General features: G+C 38.3%; 14 protein-coding genes. All 14 read right to left on the bottom strand.

Annotation, left to right across the window (positions count from 1 at the left end; translation table 11 throughout):
- Positions 1-11: 11 nt before the first annotated feature.
- The 14 genes from EDX97_RS09165 to lepB all read right to left on the bottom strand — a co-directional run bounded on the left by EDX97_RS09165 (position 12) and on the right by lepB (position 13,333).
- Positions 12-779 carry a phosphatidate cytidylyltransferase gene (locus EDX97_RS09165; RefSeq protein WP_128520859.1) on the bottom strand — a complete coding sequence of 256 codons (768 nt, stop codon included), beginning with the start codon at positions 777-779 and terminating at the stop codon, positions 12-14.
- On the bottom strand, positions 769-1,476 hold the full coding sequence (locus EDX97_RS09160) for an isoprenyl transferase (protein ID WP_128520858.1): 708 nt from the start codon (positions 1,474-1,476) through the stop codon (positions 769-771). The genes EDX97_RS09165 and EDX97_RS09160 overlap by 11 nt, the downstream gene beginning before the upstream one ends.
- A gap of 42 nt (positions 1,477-1,518) precedes the next feature.
- Positions 1,519-2,064: a ribosome recycling factor gene (frr, locus tag EDX97_RS09155; RefSeq protein ID WP_128520857.1), complete on the bottom strand. Its 546-nt coding sequence runs from the start codon at positions 2,062-2,064 to the stop codon at positions 1,519-1,521.
- A 15-nt stretch (positions 2,065-2,079) separates the two neighbouring features.
- Positions 2,080-2,790: a UMP kinase gene (pyrH, locus tag EDX97_RS09150; RefSeq protein WP_128520856.1), complete on the bottom strand. Its 711-nt coding sequence runs from the start codon at positions 2,788-2,790 to the stop codon at positions 2,080-2,082.
- Positions 2,791-2,886: 96 nt separating this feature from the next.
- Entirely contained in the window at positions 2,887-3,771 is an 885-nt protein-coding gene (gene tsf / locus EDX97_RS09145; RefSeq protein ID WP_128520855.1) for a translation elongation factor Ts, read from the bottom strand.
- A 26-nt stretch (positions 3,772-3,797) separates the two neighbouring features.
- Positions 3,798-4,727, bottom strand: coding sequence for a 30S ribosomal protein S2 (rpsB, locus tag EDX97_RS09140; RefSeq protein WP_245978044.1), 930 nt, complete (start codon positions 4,725-4,727; stop codon positions 3,798-3,800).
- A 141-nt stretch (positions 4,728-4,868) separates the two neighbouring features.
- Positions 4,869-6,116: a peptidoglycan bridge formation glycyltransferase FemA/FemB family protein gene (locus tag EDX97_RS09135; protein WP_128520854.1), complete on the bottom strand. Its 1,248-nt coding sequence runs from the start codon at positions 6,114-6,116 to the stop codon at positions 4,869-4,871.
- A gap of 15 nt (positions 6,117-6,131) precedes the next feature.
- A complete protein-coding gene (gene xerA / locus EDX97_RS09130; RefSeq protein ID WP_128520853.1) occupies positions 6,132-7,028 on the bottom strand; it encodes a site-specific tyrosine recombinase/integron integrase in 897 nt (298 codons plus the stop codon).
- Complete coding sequence (gene trmFO / locus EDX97_RS09125; protein ID WP_128520852.1) at positions 7,025-8,314, bottom strand: methylenetetrahydrofolate--tRNA-(uracil(54)-C(5))-methyltransferase (FADH(2)-oxidizing) TrmFO; 1,290 nt, start codon at positions 8,312-8,314, stop codon at positions 7,025-7,027. Before trmFO ends, xerA begins: the two co-directional genes overlap by 4 nt.
- Before the next feature lies 1 nt (position 8,315).
- Positions 8,316-10,460: a type I DNA topoisomerase gene (topA, locus tag EDX97_RS09120; RefSeq protein WP_128520851.1), complete on the bottom strand. Its 2,145-nt coding sequence runs from the start codon at positions 10,458-10,460 to the stop codon at positions 8,316-8,318.
- Between the two features lie 54 nt (positions 10,461-10,514).
- Positions 10,515-11,252 (bottom strand): DNA-processing protein DprA, encoded by a 738-nt coding sequence (locus EDX97_RS09115; RefSeq protein ID WP_128520850.1) that lies wholly within the window; start codon positions 11,250-11,252, stop codon positions 10,515-10,517.
- Positions 11,253-11,284: 32 nt separating this feature from the next.
- Positions 11,285-11,884 (bottom strand): ribonuclease HII, encoded by a 600-nt coding sequence (locus EDX97_RS09110; RefSeq protein WP_128520849.1) that lies wholly within the window; start codon positions 11,882-11,884, stop codon positions 11,285-11,287.
- A complete protein-coding gene (ylqF, locus tag EDX97_RS09105; RefSeq protein ID WP_128520848.1) occupies positions 11,877-12,722 on the bottom strand; it encodes a ribosome biogenesis GTPase YlqF in 846 nt (281 codons plus the stop codon). The genes EDX97_RS09110 and ylqF overlap by 8 nt, the downstream gene beginning before the upstream one ends.
- A complete protein-coding gene (lepB, locus tag EDX97_RS09100) occupies positions 12,722-13,333 on the bottom strand; it encodes a signal peptidase I (protein ID WP_128520847.1) in 612 nt (203 codons plus the stop codon). Before lepB ends, ylqF begins: the two co-directional genes overlap by 1 nt.
- Positions 13,334-13,371: the final 38 nt, after the last annotated feature.

The following is a 13,371-nucleotide window of genomic DNA, read 5'->3' as shown; positions in this document are numbered from 1 at the left end:
GGATTCCTCCTTTACATGAATATGGTTATTAGGATACCACAAAATAATATATTCATCAAAAGAGAATCAATTCGATCTAAAATACCACCATGACCTGGCAATAAATTCGAGAAATCTTTGACTTTATAATATCGCTTAATGGCCGAGAAAGATAAATCTCCAATTTCCGCTACCAATGGACAACAGATACAAAGAATCACGTTCATCAATGTATTCACTTCCGATAAATACAAGAAAGAAACAACTAAGCTTAAAACTGCACCAAATACGATGCCACCCGCAAATCCTTCCCAACTTTTCTTAGGTGACAAGCGTGGATTCATTTTATGCTTACCATAGCGACGTCCCACAAACCAAGCACCCGTATCCGAGCCATAGGTTGCGAATACGATCGTCAACATATAAAAATGATTGCTTTCCAAGAATCCCATCGTGCGATAAATCAGTGATAAAATCACAAAATAACTAATGCAGTAGAAACCATCGGAAATTTCGAAGTCCTCGACAAAAATCGTCAGTGTCCAGAAGATAATGGTTGCCAGAGCATAGACAATAAATACATATTGTTGGGGCACATATCGAGCTAAAATAACCGATGCCATCATTGCTGGAACGATAATAATAGGCCATTTTGGAAAGCGTGGCGTAACATGGGCCCATTCATAGGCACTTGTTGCGACGATGAATAAAGATAAAATTTCTAGAGGAATGCCACCCATTGCTAAGGGGAAAGCAACAATTAAGATAATAACGATAGCTGTAATAACTCTATTTTTCATCTTCTAATCCTCCAAAACGACGATGTCGTGATTGAAATTCTTTGATGCAGTCCGCCAAGGCTTGAGAATCAAAATCAGGCCATGCGATTGGTGTAAAAATAAACTCTGCATACGCAATTTGCCACAATAAGAAATTTGATAAACGCAACTCACCACTCGTACGTATCAATAAGTCCACATCTTCAGGAACCATCAAATAATTCGATACACCTGCTTCGTCGATGTCATTGGATCGTTTACCATCGGCAACATCTTGTGCATATTGTTGCATCGCTAAGACCAATTCCCGACGTGAACCATAGTTGATCGCAATGTCCAAATTTAATCCTGTATTATTTGCTGTTTGATCGACTGCTTTACGAATCACAGATTGCGTGCTTTTTGGAAATCGTTCCAATTCCCCGGCAAACGTAACTCGAATATTGTTTTCCATCAATTCTTTGATATAGCGATTAAAAAAGATACCTGGCAACTTACACAAATAACTTACTTCTTGTTCTGGTCGTTTCCAGTTTTCTGTTGAAAACGCATATAAAATCAATTTTTTGATTCCCATTTGATTGGCAGCTAACGCAACAACTCGTATGGCTTCCGCCCCTTGTTTGTGACCAGCTGTCCGGGGTAATCCACGTGCTTTGGCCCAGCGTCCATTACCATCCATGATAATGGCAACCGTTTGGGGAATGTTTGTTTCCATAATACTTATCCTTTCTGAAAAAGACCCAATGATGAATTGGGTCTATACATTTAAAATATCTGCTTTTTTCTTTTCAACAACCGATTCAATATTTTTAATATATGTATCTGTCAGTTTTTGTGAATCTTCCAAAGCACTCTTCTCTTCGTCTTCACGTAATTCTTTATCCTTTTTGATTGCATCATTTGCTTCACGACGAATATTACGAATGGCTACTTTTGCTTCTTCGCCATATTTTTGTGCCTTTTTAGCCAATTCCTGTCGACGTTCACCTGTCAATTGGGGAACTTGAATACGCACACAATCAGCTTCTCCTTGTGGGTTTAAGCCTAAATTAGCAGCTTGCACGGCATGAACGATGGCTTTTACCAATGTTCGATCATAAGGTTTAACGACCAATTGTGTACCCTCAACAACACTAATTCGAGCCATTTGATTGACTGGTGTAGGGCTTCCATAATAATCTACTTCGACGCGATCCAAAAGAGCCGCATTGGCACGTCCTGTACGTAATGTACGTAAATTTTCTTCTAAATTTTCAATAGCCGCCATCATTTTCATTTCGGCATTATCTAAAATATCAGTCATTTATATTTTTCTCCTCTATTTCTTTTTTGTGATCACAGTACCATCGACCGTTTGTTGGATGGCCTTTAAAATATTGCCACGCTCATTCATGTTGAATACGATCAAATCAATGTCATTATCCATACACATACTGATTGCGGTTGAATCCATAACTTGTAATCCTTTATTCAAAACATCCATATAATATAAAGATTTAAATTTTTTGGCATTTGGATTTTTCTTAGGATCACTGTCATAGACACCATCCACGCCATTCTTTGCCATTAAGATCACATCAGCTCCAATTTCGGACGCTCGTAAAGCAGCTGTCGTATCTGTTGAAAAATATGGAGAACCGGTTCCAGCTCCAAAAATTACAACACGACCTTTTTCTAGATGACGAATAGCCCGACGTAAAATGAATGGTTCGGCCACTTCTTGCATATGAACGGCTGTTTGTACACGTGTATCAACACCGGCATTCTCCAAAGCATTTTGTACGGCCAATGCATTGATGACCGTTCCTAACATGCCCATGTAATCGCCTTGTGCACGATTCATTCCCATTTCGGCTAGCATCTTTCCGCGAATGAAATTACCACCACCAACAACAATGGCTAATTCCACTCCTTTTTGTTGAATTTCTTTCAATTCTTTGGCCAATCCAGCCAACACTTCTGGATCAAAAGCCTGTCCATTTCCAGACAAAGCTTCACCACTTAATTTCAATAAAACCCGTTTATACATACGTTTTTACTCCTTTAAGTCTCTTCTACAAATTATACACTAAGAACAAACAATTAAAAAGAGCTATGAATACACATAGCTCCGAATAAAAGATGCTTACTTCATTTGTGCAGCTACTTCAGCAGCAAAATCTTCTTCTTTCTTTTCAATTCCTTCTCCAACTTGATAACGAACGAAAGAAACAACTTCTGCTTTTTCTTCTTTCAAGTATTGAGAAACAGATTTTTTAGAATCCAAGAAGAACTCTTGATCCGCTAAGCATTGATCTTTAAAGTGCTTCTTTACTTTACCCTTCAAAATATTTTGTAATACTTTTTCAGGTTTATTAGCCATTTTTGGATCTTCCTTCATCATCTGCATTTGAAGTTCTTTTTCATGATTGAATGCAGTTTCTGGAATATCGGCTTCCGTTGCATAAATTGGATTCATTGAAGCCACTTGCATAGCCAAGTTCTTAGCTACTGTTTTGTCGCCACCTTTGGTAACAACTAAACTAGAAATGGTTCCACCCATATGCATGTATTTTCCAAATGTTTCATCATCGGCTTTTTCTACAACAGCCACACGACGGAAAGAAATCTTTTCACCAATGGTAGCCGTAGCATTGATGACCAAATCATTGACTTTTCCTTCTGGTGTTTCAACTTCTAAAGCAGCTTCCGTATTGGCTGGTTTAGCAGCTAATAAAGCTTTTTCAATAACATCTAATAAATGTAAGAATTGTTCGTTCTTAGCGACAAAGTCGGTTTCTGAATTCACTTCAAAAATGATACCTGTATTACCTTCTGTAGCGACACGAGTCAATCCTTCAGCAGCAATACGTCCAGCTTTCTTTTGTGACTTCGCAATACCTTTTTCACGAAGCCAGTCGATAGCAGCAGCAATATCACCATCAGTTTCTGTCAATGCTTTTTTACAATCCATCATTCCTGCGCCGGTTTTTTCACGCAATTCTTTAACTTGAGATGCTTTGATTGCCATATTTTATTGATCTCCTTTTCTTTGAATTATTCAGCAGATTCTGCAGATTTTTGTTCTGGTTTCGCATCTGCACGGTTTGCTTGAGAACCATTTGCGTTGTGGTTACGATTGAAACGACGATTACGACGTTCTGCATTTCTTCTACGACGTTCTTCATTTCTTTGACGACGACGACGTTCGTTTTCAGCGATTTGAGCTTCTACATTCTTGATGACATCATCCATCGTTACGTCATCTTCATCTTCACCTAAGTAAGCCAATTCAAGTAATCCGCCCTTAGCATCTACAATGGCATCTGCCATCAATGTTGTGATCAATTCGATAGAACGTTGTGAATCATCATTGGATGCGATTGGATAATCGGCATCATCTGGATCACAGTTCGTATCCAACATAGCGAATACTGGAATACCTAATTTCTTGGCTTCAGCAATGGCATTGTGTTCTTCTTTAGGGTCAACAACGAAGATTGCATCTGGCAATTTCTTCATTTCTTTAACTCCACCTAAAGAGTTTTCCAATTTTGCTTTTTCTTTATGAAGACCAGCTTGTTCTTTCTTTGTATATACTTCAATTTTACCGCTAGCTTCCATTTCTTCGATTTCAACCAAACGACGAACACGTTTTTGAATCGTACGGAAGTTTGTTAACATACCACCTAACCAACGTTTGTTGACATAGAAAGATCCAGAACGCAAAGCTTGTGCTTCAATCGTTTCAGCAGCTGTTTTCTTTGTTCCTACAAACAAAACTTTACCACCACGTTCACTGATTGCTTTTAATTCCGCATAAGCTGCTTCGATTCCTTCCAACGTTGTGTTCAAATCGATGATATATACACCATTACGACTTGTGTAGATGTATGGTTTCATCTTTGGGTTCCAACGGCGAGTCTGATGTCCAAAATGTACACCATTCTCTAACAATTTTTTCATTGATACAATTTTTTCTGACATAAATGTCCTTCCTTTCCGTTACTCCTCCACCATTTCAAACGAATGCAACACATAAAAGTGCACGGGCAAACGAATCCATGATGTGTGTATTTGCATATTCATGCTTTCTAATAGTAACACAAAGCACGATTTTAATGCAACCTATCCTTTTAATTTCTGATAGATCTTGTATGCATGTTCATGAATTGGCAAAATAAAGACACCAACCAACTCTTCGACTTGACCGGTAAATCCTCGCTTAAAGTCATAAACACCATAGCTTGGATCATCCTTATCAAAGATACCAGAAATACCATAGAAGTCATATCGATCAATATGATGTTCGATCGCATACTGGATCATATACCACTGCAAGGCATAGGGTGCATAGAATTTACGGAAGGCATCATTGGTCGCACTATGCATATAAACCACTTCTCCATTGGATATGATAAAGAAAGTCGTTGCCATATTTAGAACCGAACCATACTGCTTCTTTAATTGATTAGCACGATCCTGCTTTTTGGCATTGATCTCTAAATTTTCAGTCAATACTTTGGCTCGTTTCACAAATTTTTTTGAATTTGGAATTTTTTCTAGCTTCGCATCCACTTCAGCTTTTTCGGCTTCCAACTGTTTTTGTTCCTGTACTAAATTGTCTTTGAAAGCATCTAGATCTAAATAAGCCAAAAGTAATTTTCCATGATTGATTTTTGTGAATTCCTTGATTTGTGAAATATAGAAATTCCGATCCCGCTCTTCAAAACCACGACGTTGTGCCGTTTCCTTCATCATATCCAAAAAAATGTCCACTTCATCCAATCCCAATTCACGAACTTGTACGCCTTCCTTTTTGGTTCGATTGATAGACCAACGGGTTTGTTGATGAAAGCTTTTCAACATCGTTTGCGCATCTCGATTTTGTAGATACAAAGAAAAGATCCAACGCATCTGTCCGGAACCATAGCCACGCGTAAAACCTTGATGGATGTAGCCTGCTTTTTTCATATTTTCAACAACATAGCTATTGTCAAATCCATCGGGTACCAAGTTACCATCGATATCTCTTTCTTTATACAAAACATTTGGATCCACTTCCAAATACAAGCCCTTCTGTTTTTTTAAGTATTTTTTGATTTCTGCCGTAAAGAAATTCAACACATCCATGCGATGATAATCCATCAAAAAGCCACGTTGTGCATAATAATAGCGATACACTTTCATAACTGGAATGGATGTCAATGGCGTGGCTAATACGATCTTGCCATTTTCCTTCACGCCAACAAGCTCGACTTTCCAGCCTTCATCTTCTTTGACATGCATTGATTCCATTGCACTCATAAAATTCCCATACGGATGTTGTTGTTGAAATTGTTGATATTCACTTTCGGTCAAATGACAAAATTCCATAATAGTCCCTCATTCCTATATTTTTTTTACATGCGCCATTGGATGCGCTTGCTGATAAGCACTTTTCATCTTCGATATAGATACATGCGTATAAATCTGTGTAGTGGATAAACTCGCATGTCCTAATAGTTCCTGTACAATTCGAATATCGGCTCCATTATCCAACAGATGCGTCGCAAAACTATGACGAAACATATGTGGATGCACTTTCATATGCATGCCAATATCATCAGCATGTTTTTGCATTAAATATTGGATGCCTCGCGATGTAAAAGCTTTTCCACGCGCATTCACAAACACATGATCATCCTTAGCAATTGTTTGCCAATATCGTAATTTATAATTTAACAAGTCTTTATCAAAGCCTTGAAAAAACGGTACGATTCGTTGTTTATCTCCTTTTCCAGTAATATGAACGATTCGTCCTTCTAAATCAATATCCGGCCAAACCAAATGGGTGAGTTCGCTCACGCGCAATCCACATGCATACAACATCGTAAACATTGTTTTATCACGCAATTGATTTAAATCATGAGAATCATAGGTTTCTAAAAAATTTTCAATTTCATTCACAAATAAAAATTCTGGAATTTTTTGCCGATTCTTTGGTGAACGAATTGATTCTAACGGTTGGGCATCGATTCCCATATATTCATTTAAATATCGATAAAAAGAACGATAGGTCGATAACTTACGTGCAATCGTTGCTGGTTTCGCATCGTGATTTTGTTGAAATTGTGCAATAAAATTCAATATGGTGATGCGATCCACATCCGCAAAGGATGTAATACTTTGACTTGTTAGATAATCACGAAACTGTTCTAGATCTTTCCGATATGCTGCTTGTGTATCTTCGGAACGCGAATGGGCATTATACACATATTTTAAAAATCGGTCGATCCATTCATTCATAGCATCGCCTCGATCTGGTGAATACGATCAATAGCCTGTTGAGCCATACGCTCTTTACGTTCTTTTTTCTTACATTTTTCCGTAAAATGCAAGATTCCAAAATTCGCATTCATCGGCTGAAAATGCTTTGGATCACAATGCGTTATATAGTAAGCTTGCGACCCCATGATACATGTATTGCCAAACAAAATAGGTTCTTGCCCCGATACCAAACGAGCCATATTGATGCCAGCAATCATACCACTTGCACAACTTTCCACATAACCTTCAACGCCCGTTAATTGGCCGGCAAAGAATAAATCATCTCGTTGTTTCGATTGATAGGTTTCTCGTAAAACTTGGGGACTCGAAATAAAACTATTTCGATGCATCACTCCATACCGAGTAATTTTTAAATGTTCCAAGCCTGGAATCAATGAAAAGACACGGCGTTGTTCTGGCCATGTTAAGTGGGTCTGAAAACCAACAATATTATACATCGTCGCGGCTACATTATCTTGTCGTAATTGCACCACCGCAACAGGATGTGCATTTTCATCTTTTTCGAGTCCCACCGGTTTCAGTGGTCCAAATAATAATGTCTTTTTGCCTCGTTTTGCCATTTCTTCGACAGGCATACAACCTTCAAAATACGTTTCTTCAAAATCGTGCAGTTGCGCACATTGCGCATGAATCAAAGCATCATAAAATACATCAAACTCATCTTGATTCATTGGACAATTGATATAGCTGGCTTCTCCACGATCATATCGCGATTTATAATACGCTTTTGAAAAATCTATGGAATCTTTTTCAATAATAGGAGCAGCCGCATCATAAAAATGAAGTGCATCTGTTTGCAGAAATGAGTGAATAGATTCTGCCAATGCATCACTTGTCAATGGACCGGTTGCGATGATTGTTGGTCCATCCGAAATTGTTGTGACTTCCTCATGCGTGATGCGAACCAAAGGTGAGTGTGTAATCGTATCGGTGATCATTTGCGAAAAACCTTGTCGATCCACAGCGAGAGCACTACCTGCAGGAACAGCATGTGTATCGGCAGCTTTCATCACTAAGGAATCTAAGATGCGTAATTCTTCTTTCAATATACCAACCGCATTTTGCATCGAATTTGAACGTAAAGAATTGGAACAAACCAATTCCGCAAATTGTGACGTATGAAAAGCAGCCGGCGATTTCACCGGCCGCATTTCAATCAAATGCACAGGAATATTTCGTTTTATCAACTGCCAAACGGCCTCACTTCCCGCCAGTCCGGCACCAATCACTGTGACTTCTTGCATATTATCCTTCTTCTTTTTCCGTTTCTTTTTTCTTTGTTTTCGGTTCTTTTTTAATATAGTGACATTTTGGATAATTCGAACAACCAATAAATGTCTTTCCATAGCGAGAGCGACGACGTACCAATTCATGACCACATTCTGGACACATTTCTCCGGTTGGTTCCGGTTTCGCTTTTTCTTTTAATGGCACAATGGTCTTACATTTTGGATAATTCGAACAAGCCCAGAACTCACCATAGCGTCCTCGTTTGATGACCATCTTGCCACCACAATTTGGACAAATCTTTTCTTCGCCTTGTGCTTCTTTTGGCACGTCCAAAGTTTCCGTGTATTTACATTTTGGAAAATTGATACACGAAATAAACTTGCCATAGCGACCATTTCGATAAACCAGTTCACCACCGCAATCTGGACATTTGCGTCCTACTCGTTCTAATTCTTTCTTTGGCATTTTTTCATAGGCTTCATCAACCAATGGTGCAAAGAAATCATAGAACTTGTGTAAATACGCGATATTGTCTTGTTGCCCTTCGGCAATTTCATCCAATGTTTTTTCCATGTTGGCCGTATATTCCACATTGATGACACTGGAGAAATATTGTTGGAGCTTAGAATCTGTTAAAACACCTTGTTCCGTTGGCTTAAAAACTTTGGTACGTGATGTTTCGGATGTTTTTTCTAAAGTAACATATCCACGCTTTTGAATCGTATCAATGATTGTCGCATAGGTACTTGGACGACCAATGGATTTTTCTTCCAAATCTTTGATTAGTTTTGCTTCGGTATAACGAGCCGGTGGTTCGGTAAAGTGTTGTTTACTTTCAATCGCTACATGCTCCAATACTTCATTTTCTTCTAATTTTGGTAGAAGCTCATTCGTCGACTTTTCATATTTACCATATACTTTCGTATAACCATCAAAAGTCATAACTTGTCCACTGGCTTTAAATTGACAGCCGTTGTTGTCAATCAATACAGTCGTTACATCAAATTTGGCATCGTGCATCAATGAAGCTAACGTACGAGCATAAATCAATGAATACAAACGATATTCATCATTATTTAAATAGCTTTTGATAGATTCTGGTGTACGCGTGATATCCGTAGGACGAATGGCTTCATGGGCATCTTGTGCATTAGCACTGTTCTTTTGATGTGCTTTTCCCATATATTCTTTTCCATATGTCTGTTCGATATAATTTTCCGCATCTTGTACAAAAAGAGGAGATAATCGTGTTGAATCCGTACGCATATAGGAAATCAATCCTTCTTGTCCAGATCCTACATCAATACCTTCATATAAACGTTGTGCCACGCTCATTGTCTTTCGAGCACCAAAATTTAATTTTGTACTAGCTTCCTGTTGCAACGTCGAAGTCGTAAATGGCAAACGCGCTTTCTTACTTTTGGAACGCTTGGTCAATTTAGACACTACATAGTCTTGATTACAACGTTCCACCACTACTTTCGCATCGTCTTCTTTACTTAATTTTGCCTTTTTGCCGTCTACTTTATCCAAAACAGCTTCAAATGTCTTTTTTCCCTTGGTCACATTGGCATGAACGGTCCAATATTCTTTTGGCTTAAATGCATTGATCTCATTTTCACGTTCAACGATCAAACGCAAAGCAACCGATTGGACACGTCCAGCGGATTTCGATTGAATTTTATTTCGTAATAATTTGCTCAATTTAAAACCAATGATACGATCCAACATACGTCGTGTTTCTTGTGAACGAACCAGATCCATATCAATATGGGTTGGATGTTCCAAAGCCTCTAAAACAGCAGGCTTGGTAATTTCATGAAAGACAATCCGATTGGTCGTATTCACATCGAGATCCAAGACTCGAGCCAAGTGCCATGCGATCGCTTCCCCTTCGCGATCGGGGTCGCTTGCCAAATAAACGTCTTGGGCGTTTTTCACATCGGCTTTTAATTCTTTCACAACATCTTTTTTATCTTTACTAATCGTATAGGTTGGTTCAAAATCATGATCGACATCAATGCCCAATCCTTCTTTTCCACGTGTGGCTAAATCACACACATGTCCTTTGCTGGAAACAACTTTATAATCGCTTCCTAAATATTTTTCAATCGTCTTCGATTTTGAAGGCGACTCAACGATCACTAAATGTTTTTTCATGGTCCTTCCCCCCAATTCAAGTTACATAAAACAATAAAATCACTTTTTTGTCAATCACAATATCGAATCTAAGTCCGATGCATTTGAAATCATATAGGCCCCCGATTCGATCAAATGATTACATCCTGGATAGGCTTCATTCTCAAAAGCCGTTGGTAAACAATATACCGGAACGCCCAAGGTATTGCATTCATTCACAGTGAGCATCGTACCGCTTTTATACGTTGCTTCAATGACGATCAAAGCATCAATACTAGCAGCAATCAAACGATTTCGCCATGGAAAATGAGAACGATACGGAGGTGTATACAACGGATATTCGCTCATGATCAATTGATTCAATGACATAGAAGAATATAGATTCATGTTTTCTTTTGGATAGATACGATCAATGCCACAACCAATAAAACCAATTGTTTGTTTCGCAAAACGATGAGCTTGGCCATCAATTCCTTTGGCTAAACCGCTCACGATACAGTAGCGATTGCGTAGATGCTTCACAACTGTTTCCGTATTGATCAATGCCTGCTTAGAACATTGACGAGCACCTACGATTCCAATGGTTGGTTGATCCAACAACTCTAATTTTCCTTTATAAAATAAGATCCAAGGCGGATAACGTAAGCGACGAAAACAAAGTGGATAGTTGTCATCCACAATGGTGACATACTTTGTGGTGCAAATAACCGGTTGATATGGTTGTTTATTTTTGATGGCCTGGCCAATGGCACTCCATTGACCATCGTATTGAATCGCATACGATAAGATAGCTTGTGATAATGGATGATTCATATATTCGTATACGAAAAAAAGACGCTAGGCGTCTAAAATAATTTGATTTCCAGTGCTTCTTTCACCGGTCCATAACTTTTTCGATGACAAGGTAAAACTCCATATTGTTTCAGTGCTGCTTTATGAGCTTTGGTTGGATATCCTTTATGTTTCGCAAACCCATATTGTGGATACAGAACAGCCAGATGTTGCATATAATGATCTCTAGAAACTTTTGCGAGAATACTTGCCGCTGCAATAGAGATGGATTTATGATCACCTTTAATGATGGCAGATACATCCTTATCAACACCTGGTAATTTCATCGCATCCGTTAAAACAAAGGATACTGGTGCAGCCATCGCAATTTCAATCATAGCATCTTGGGTTGCTTTATAGATATTTTTCTTATCAATCGTTGGCTCATCCACAAAACATATTTCATACCAAAGTGCATCTTTTTTAATGATAGAAAACAATGCTTCTCGTTTTTTTTCAGTCAATTTCTTGGAATCATCCAATTCTTTATTTTCATATCCATAAGGAAACACGACACCACTCACAACCAAAGGGCCGGCCATAGGCCCTCGTCCGGCCTCATCAATGCCGACTAGGATTTGATCATGATCCCTTTCTAATGGATGCTCAATCATTGGGAAACTCCCAAGTAATACGTCCACATTTGGCATCGCGGATATCTTTCACAAAACTTTTCATCAAGCGGTCTTCATCCACTTCATTTCCTTGTAACATACCGCGTTTACGACCTATGGTTAACAGCGTTTCATAGGGTGTAGATTGAATTTCAATTTGATAATAATTTGTGAGTGCTTCTGGACAATTTTTCATCATCCAATCACAAGCATATAGCGCAATATCTTCGATTGATACTACTTCATCACGTACAGCTCCTAATAAGGCTAATTTTAAACCAATTTCTTCATCGTCAAATTTTGGCCATAATACACCTGGTGTATCCAACAATTCAATATCCGCATTAAAACGGATCCATTGTAACGATTTGGTGACACCCGGACGATTGGCTGTCTGTGCTGCTTTTTTATGTGCTACCGTATTAATAAAGGTACTCTTTCCCACATTTGGAATACCACAAACCATAGCACGCAAGGGACGTGGTCGAATGCCTCTTCGTTTTTGTTTTTCAATCAAAGGTTGACAAAGTATCTTTCCGGCATGAGAAATTTGTGCCTTAAAATTTTGATGCAACAAATCCAATGCCAATACTTGCACTCGATTATTTTCCAGTTGATGGACCCATTGTTTGGTCATTTCTGGATTGGCTTTATCAATTTTAGATAAAACAATCAAATGAGGTTTGTTTTTGATCATTTGTTCCAACATGGGATTTTTGGAAGAAATGGGAATTCGCGCATCACGAATTTCAATCACAAAATCGACTAATTTCAAATATTGTTCCATTTCTCGTTTTGCTTTGGTCATATGACCTGGAAACCATTGAATCTTTGCCATTATTTACCTCCAAAGACACTTAATGGCCAGATCACAAAAATGCCATCACCAAAAATTTGTGATTTCGTAATTGGACCTACATCTTTATATCGAGAATCTTTAGAATATGGACGATTGTCCCCCATCACAAAATATTGATTCTTGCCTAATTTCACAGCTGAAAAGTCCATATTAAAGTAGCCATATTCATCAATCATTCTTTGACGATAGGAAGAAGAGATATAACTGGATTCATCCAGTGCTTTGCCATTGATATAGATGATTTCATTTTTGCATTCAATGGTTTCTCCCGGTAAACCAATAATTCGTTTGACCCATTTTTCATTTTGTTGGGTATCCTCATTATACATATTCACAACGACAATATCACCTCGAGCTGGTTCTTTGAAAGCAAGATTGATAATGTTTGTGAATCCGTATTCACCATTTTGTAGGGTTGGAACCATACTACGTCCAGAAACAGTGACTGGATAGGCGATAAAATGCATGAATAAAAGGATAACGAGTGCACTGATTGCAAATACTTTGATAAAGTCAAGAATGTCTTCACCGAGCGTTCTCTCGTCATCTCGATCATATTCGATCTTCTTTTTCTTTTTGATCTTTCTCACTTGGAAAGCCTCCTATTTTCTTAATAAAAAAGCCGTCG

Origin of the sequence: Absicoccus porci, assembly GCF_003725415.1 — a bacterium.
Lineage (GTDB): Bacteria > Bacillota_I > Bacilli_A > Erysipelotrichales > Erysipelotrichaceae > Absicoccus > Absicoccus porci.
This window is presented reverse-complemented; position numbering and strand designations above follow the sequence as displayed.

Bases quoted from the DNA above. Each gene is read 5' to 3' on its own strand.
- frr (WP_128520857.1), bottom strand. From the start codon at position 2,064: ATGACTGATATTTTAGATAATGCCGAAATGAAAATGATGGCGGCTATT.
- EDX97_RS09115 (WP_128520850.1), bottom strand. From the start codon at position 11,252: ATGAATCATCCATTATCACAAGCTATCTTATCGTATGCGATTCAATAC.
- xerA (WP_128520853.1), bottom strand. From the start codon at position 7,028: ATGAATGAATGGATCGACCGATTTTTAAAATATGTGTATAATGCCCAT.
- pyrH (WP_128520856.1), bottom strand. From the start codon at position 2,790: ATGTATAAACGGGTTTTATTGAAATTAAGTGGTGAAGCTTTGTCTGGA.
- EDX97_RS09110 (WP_128520849.1), bottom strand. From the start codon at position 11,884: ATGATTGAGCATCCATTAGAAAGGGATCATGATCAAATCCTAGTCGGC.
- trmFO (WP_128520852.1), bottom strand. From the start codon at position 8,314: ATGCAAGAAGTCACAGTGATTGGTGCCGGACTGGCGGGAAGTGAGGCC.
- EDX97_RS09160 (WP_128520858.1), bottom strand. From the start codon at position 1,476: ATGGAAACAAACATTCCCCAAACGGTTGCCATTATCATGGATGGTAAT.
- EDX97_RS09135 (WP_128520854.1), bottom strand. From the start codon at position 6,116: ATGGAATTTTGTCATTTGACCGAAAGTGAATATCAACAATTTCAACAA.
- EDX97_RS09165 (WP_128520859.1), bottom strand. From the start codon at position 779: ATGAAAAATAGAGTTATTACAGCTATCGTTATTATCTTAATTGTTGCT.
- tsf (WP_128520855.1), bottom strand. From the start codon at position 3,771: ATGGCAATCAAAGCATCTCAAGTTAAAGAATTGCGTGAAAAAACCGGC.
- ylqF (WP_128520848.1), bottom strand. From the start codon at position 12,722: ATGGCAAAGATTCAATGGTTTCCAGGTCATATGACCAAAGCAAAACGA.
- rpsB (WP_245978044.1), bottom strand. From the start codon at position 4,727: ATGTCAGAAAAAATTGTATCAATGAAAAAATTGTTAGAGAATGGTGTA.
- topA (WP_128520851.1), bottom strand. From the start codon at position 10,460: ATGAAAAAACATTTAGTGATCGTTGAGTCGCCTTCAAAATCGAAGACG.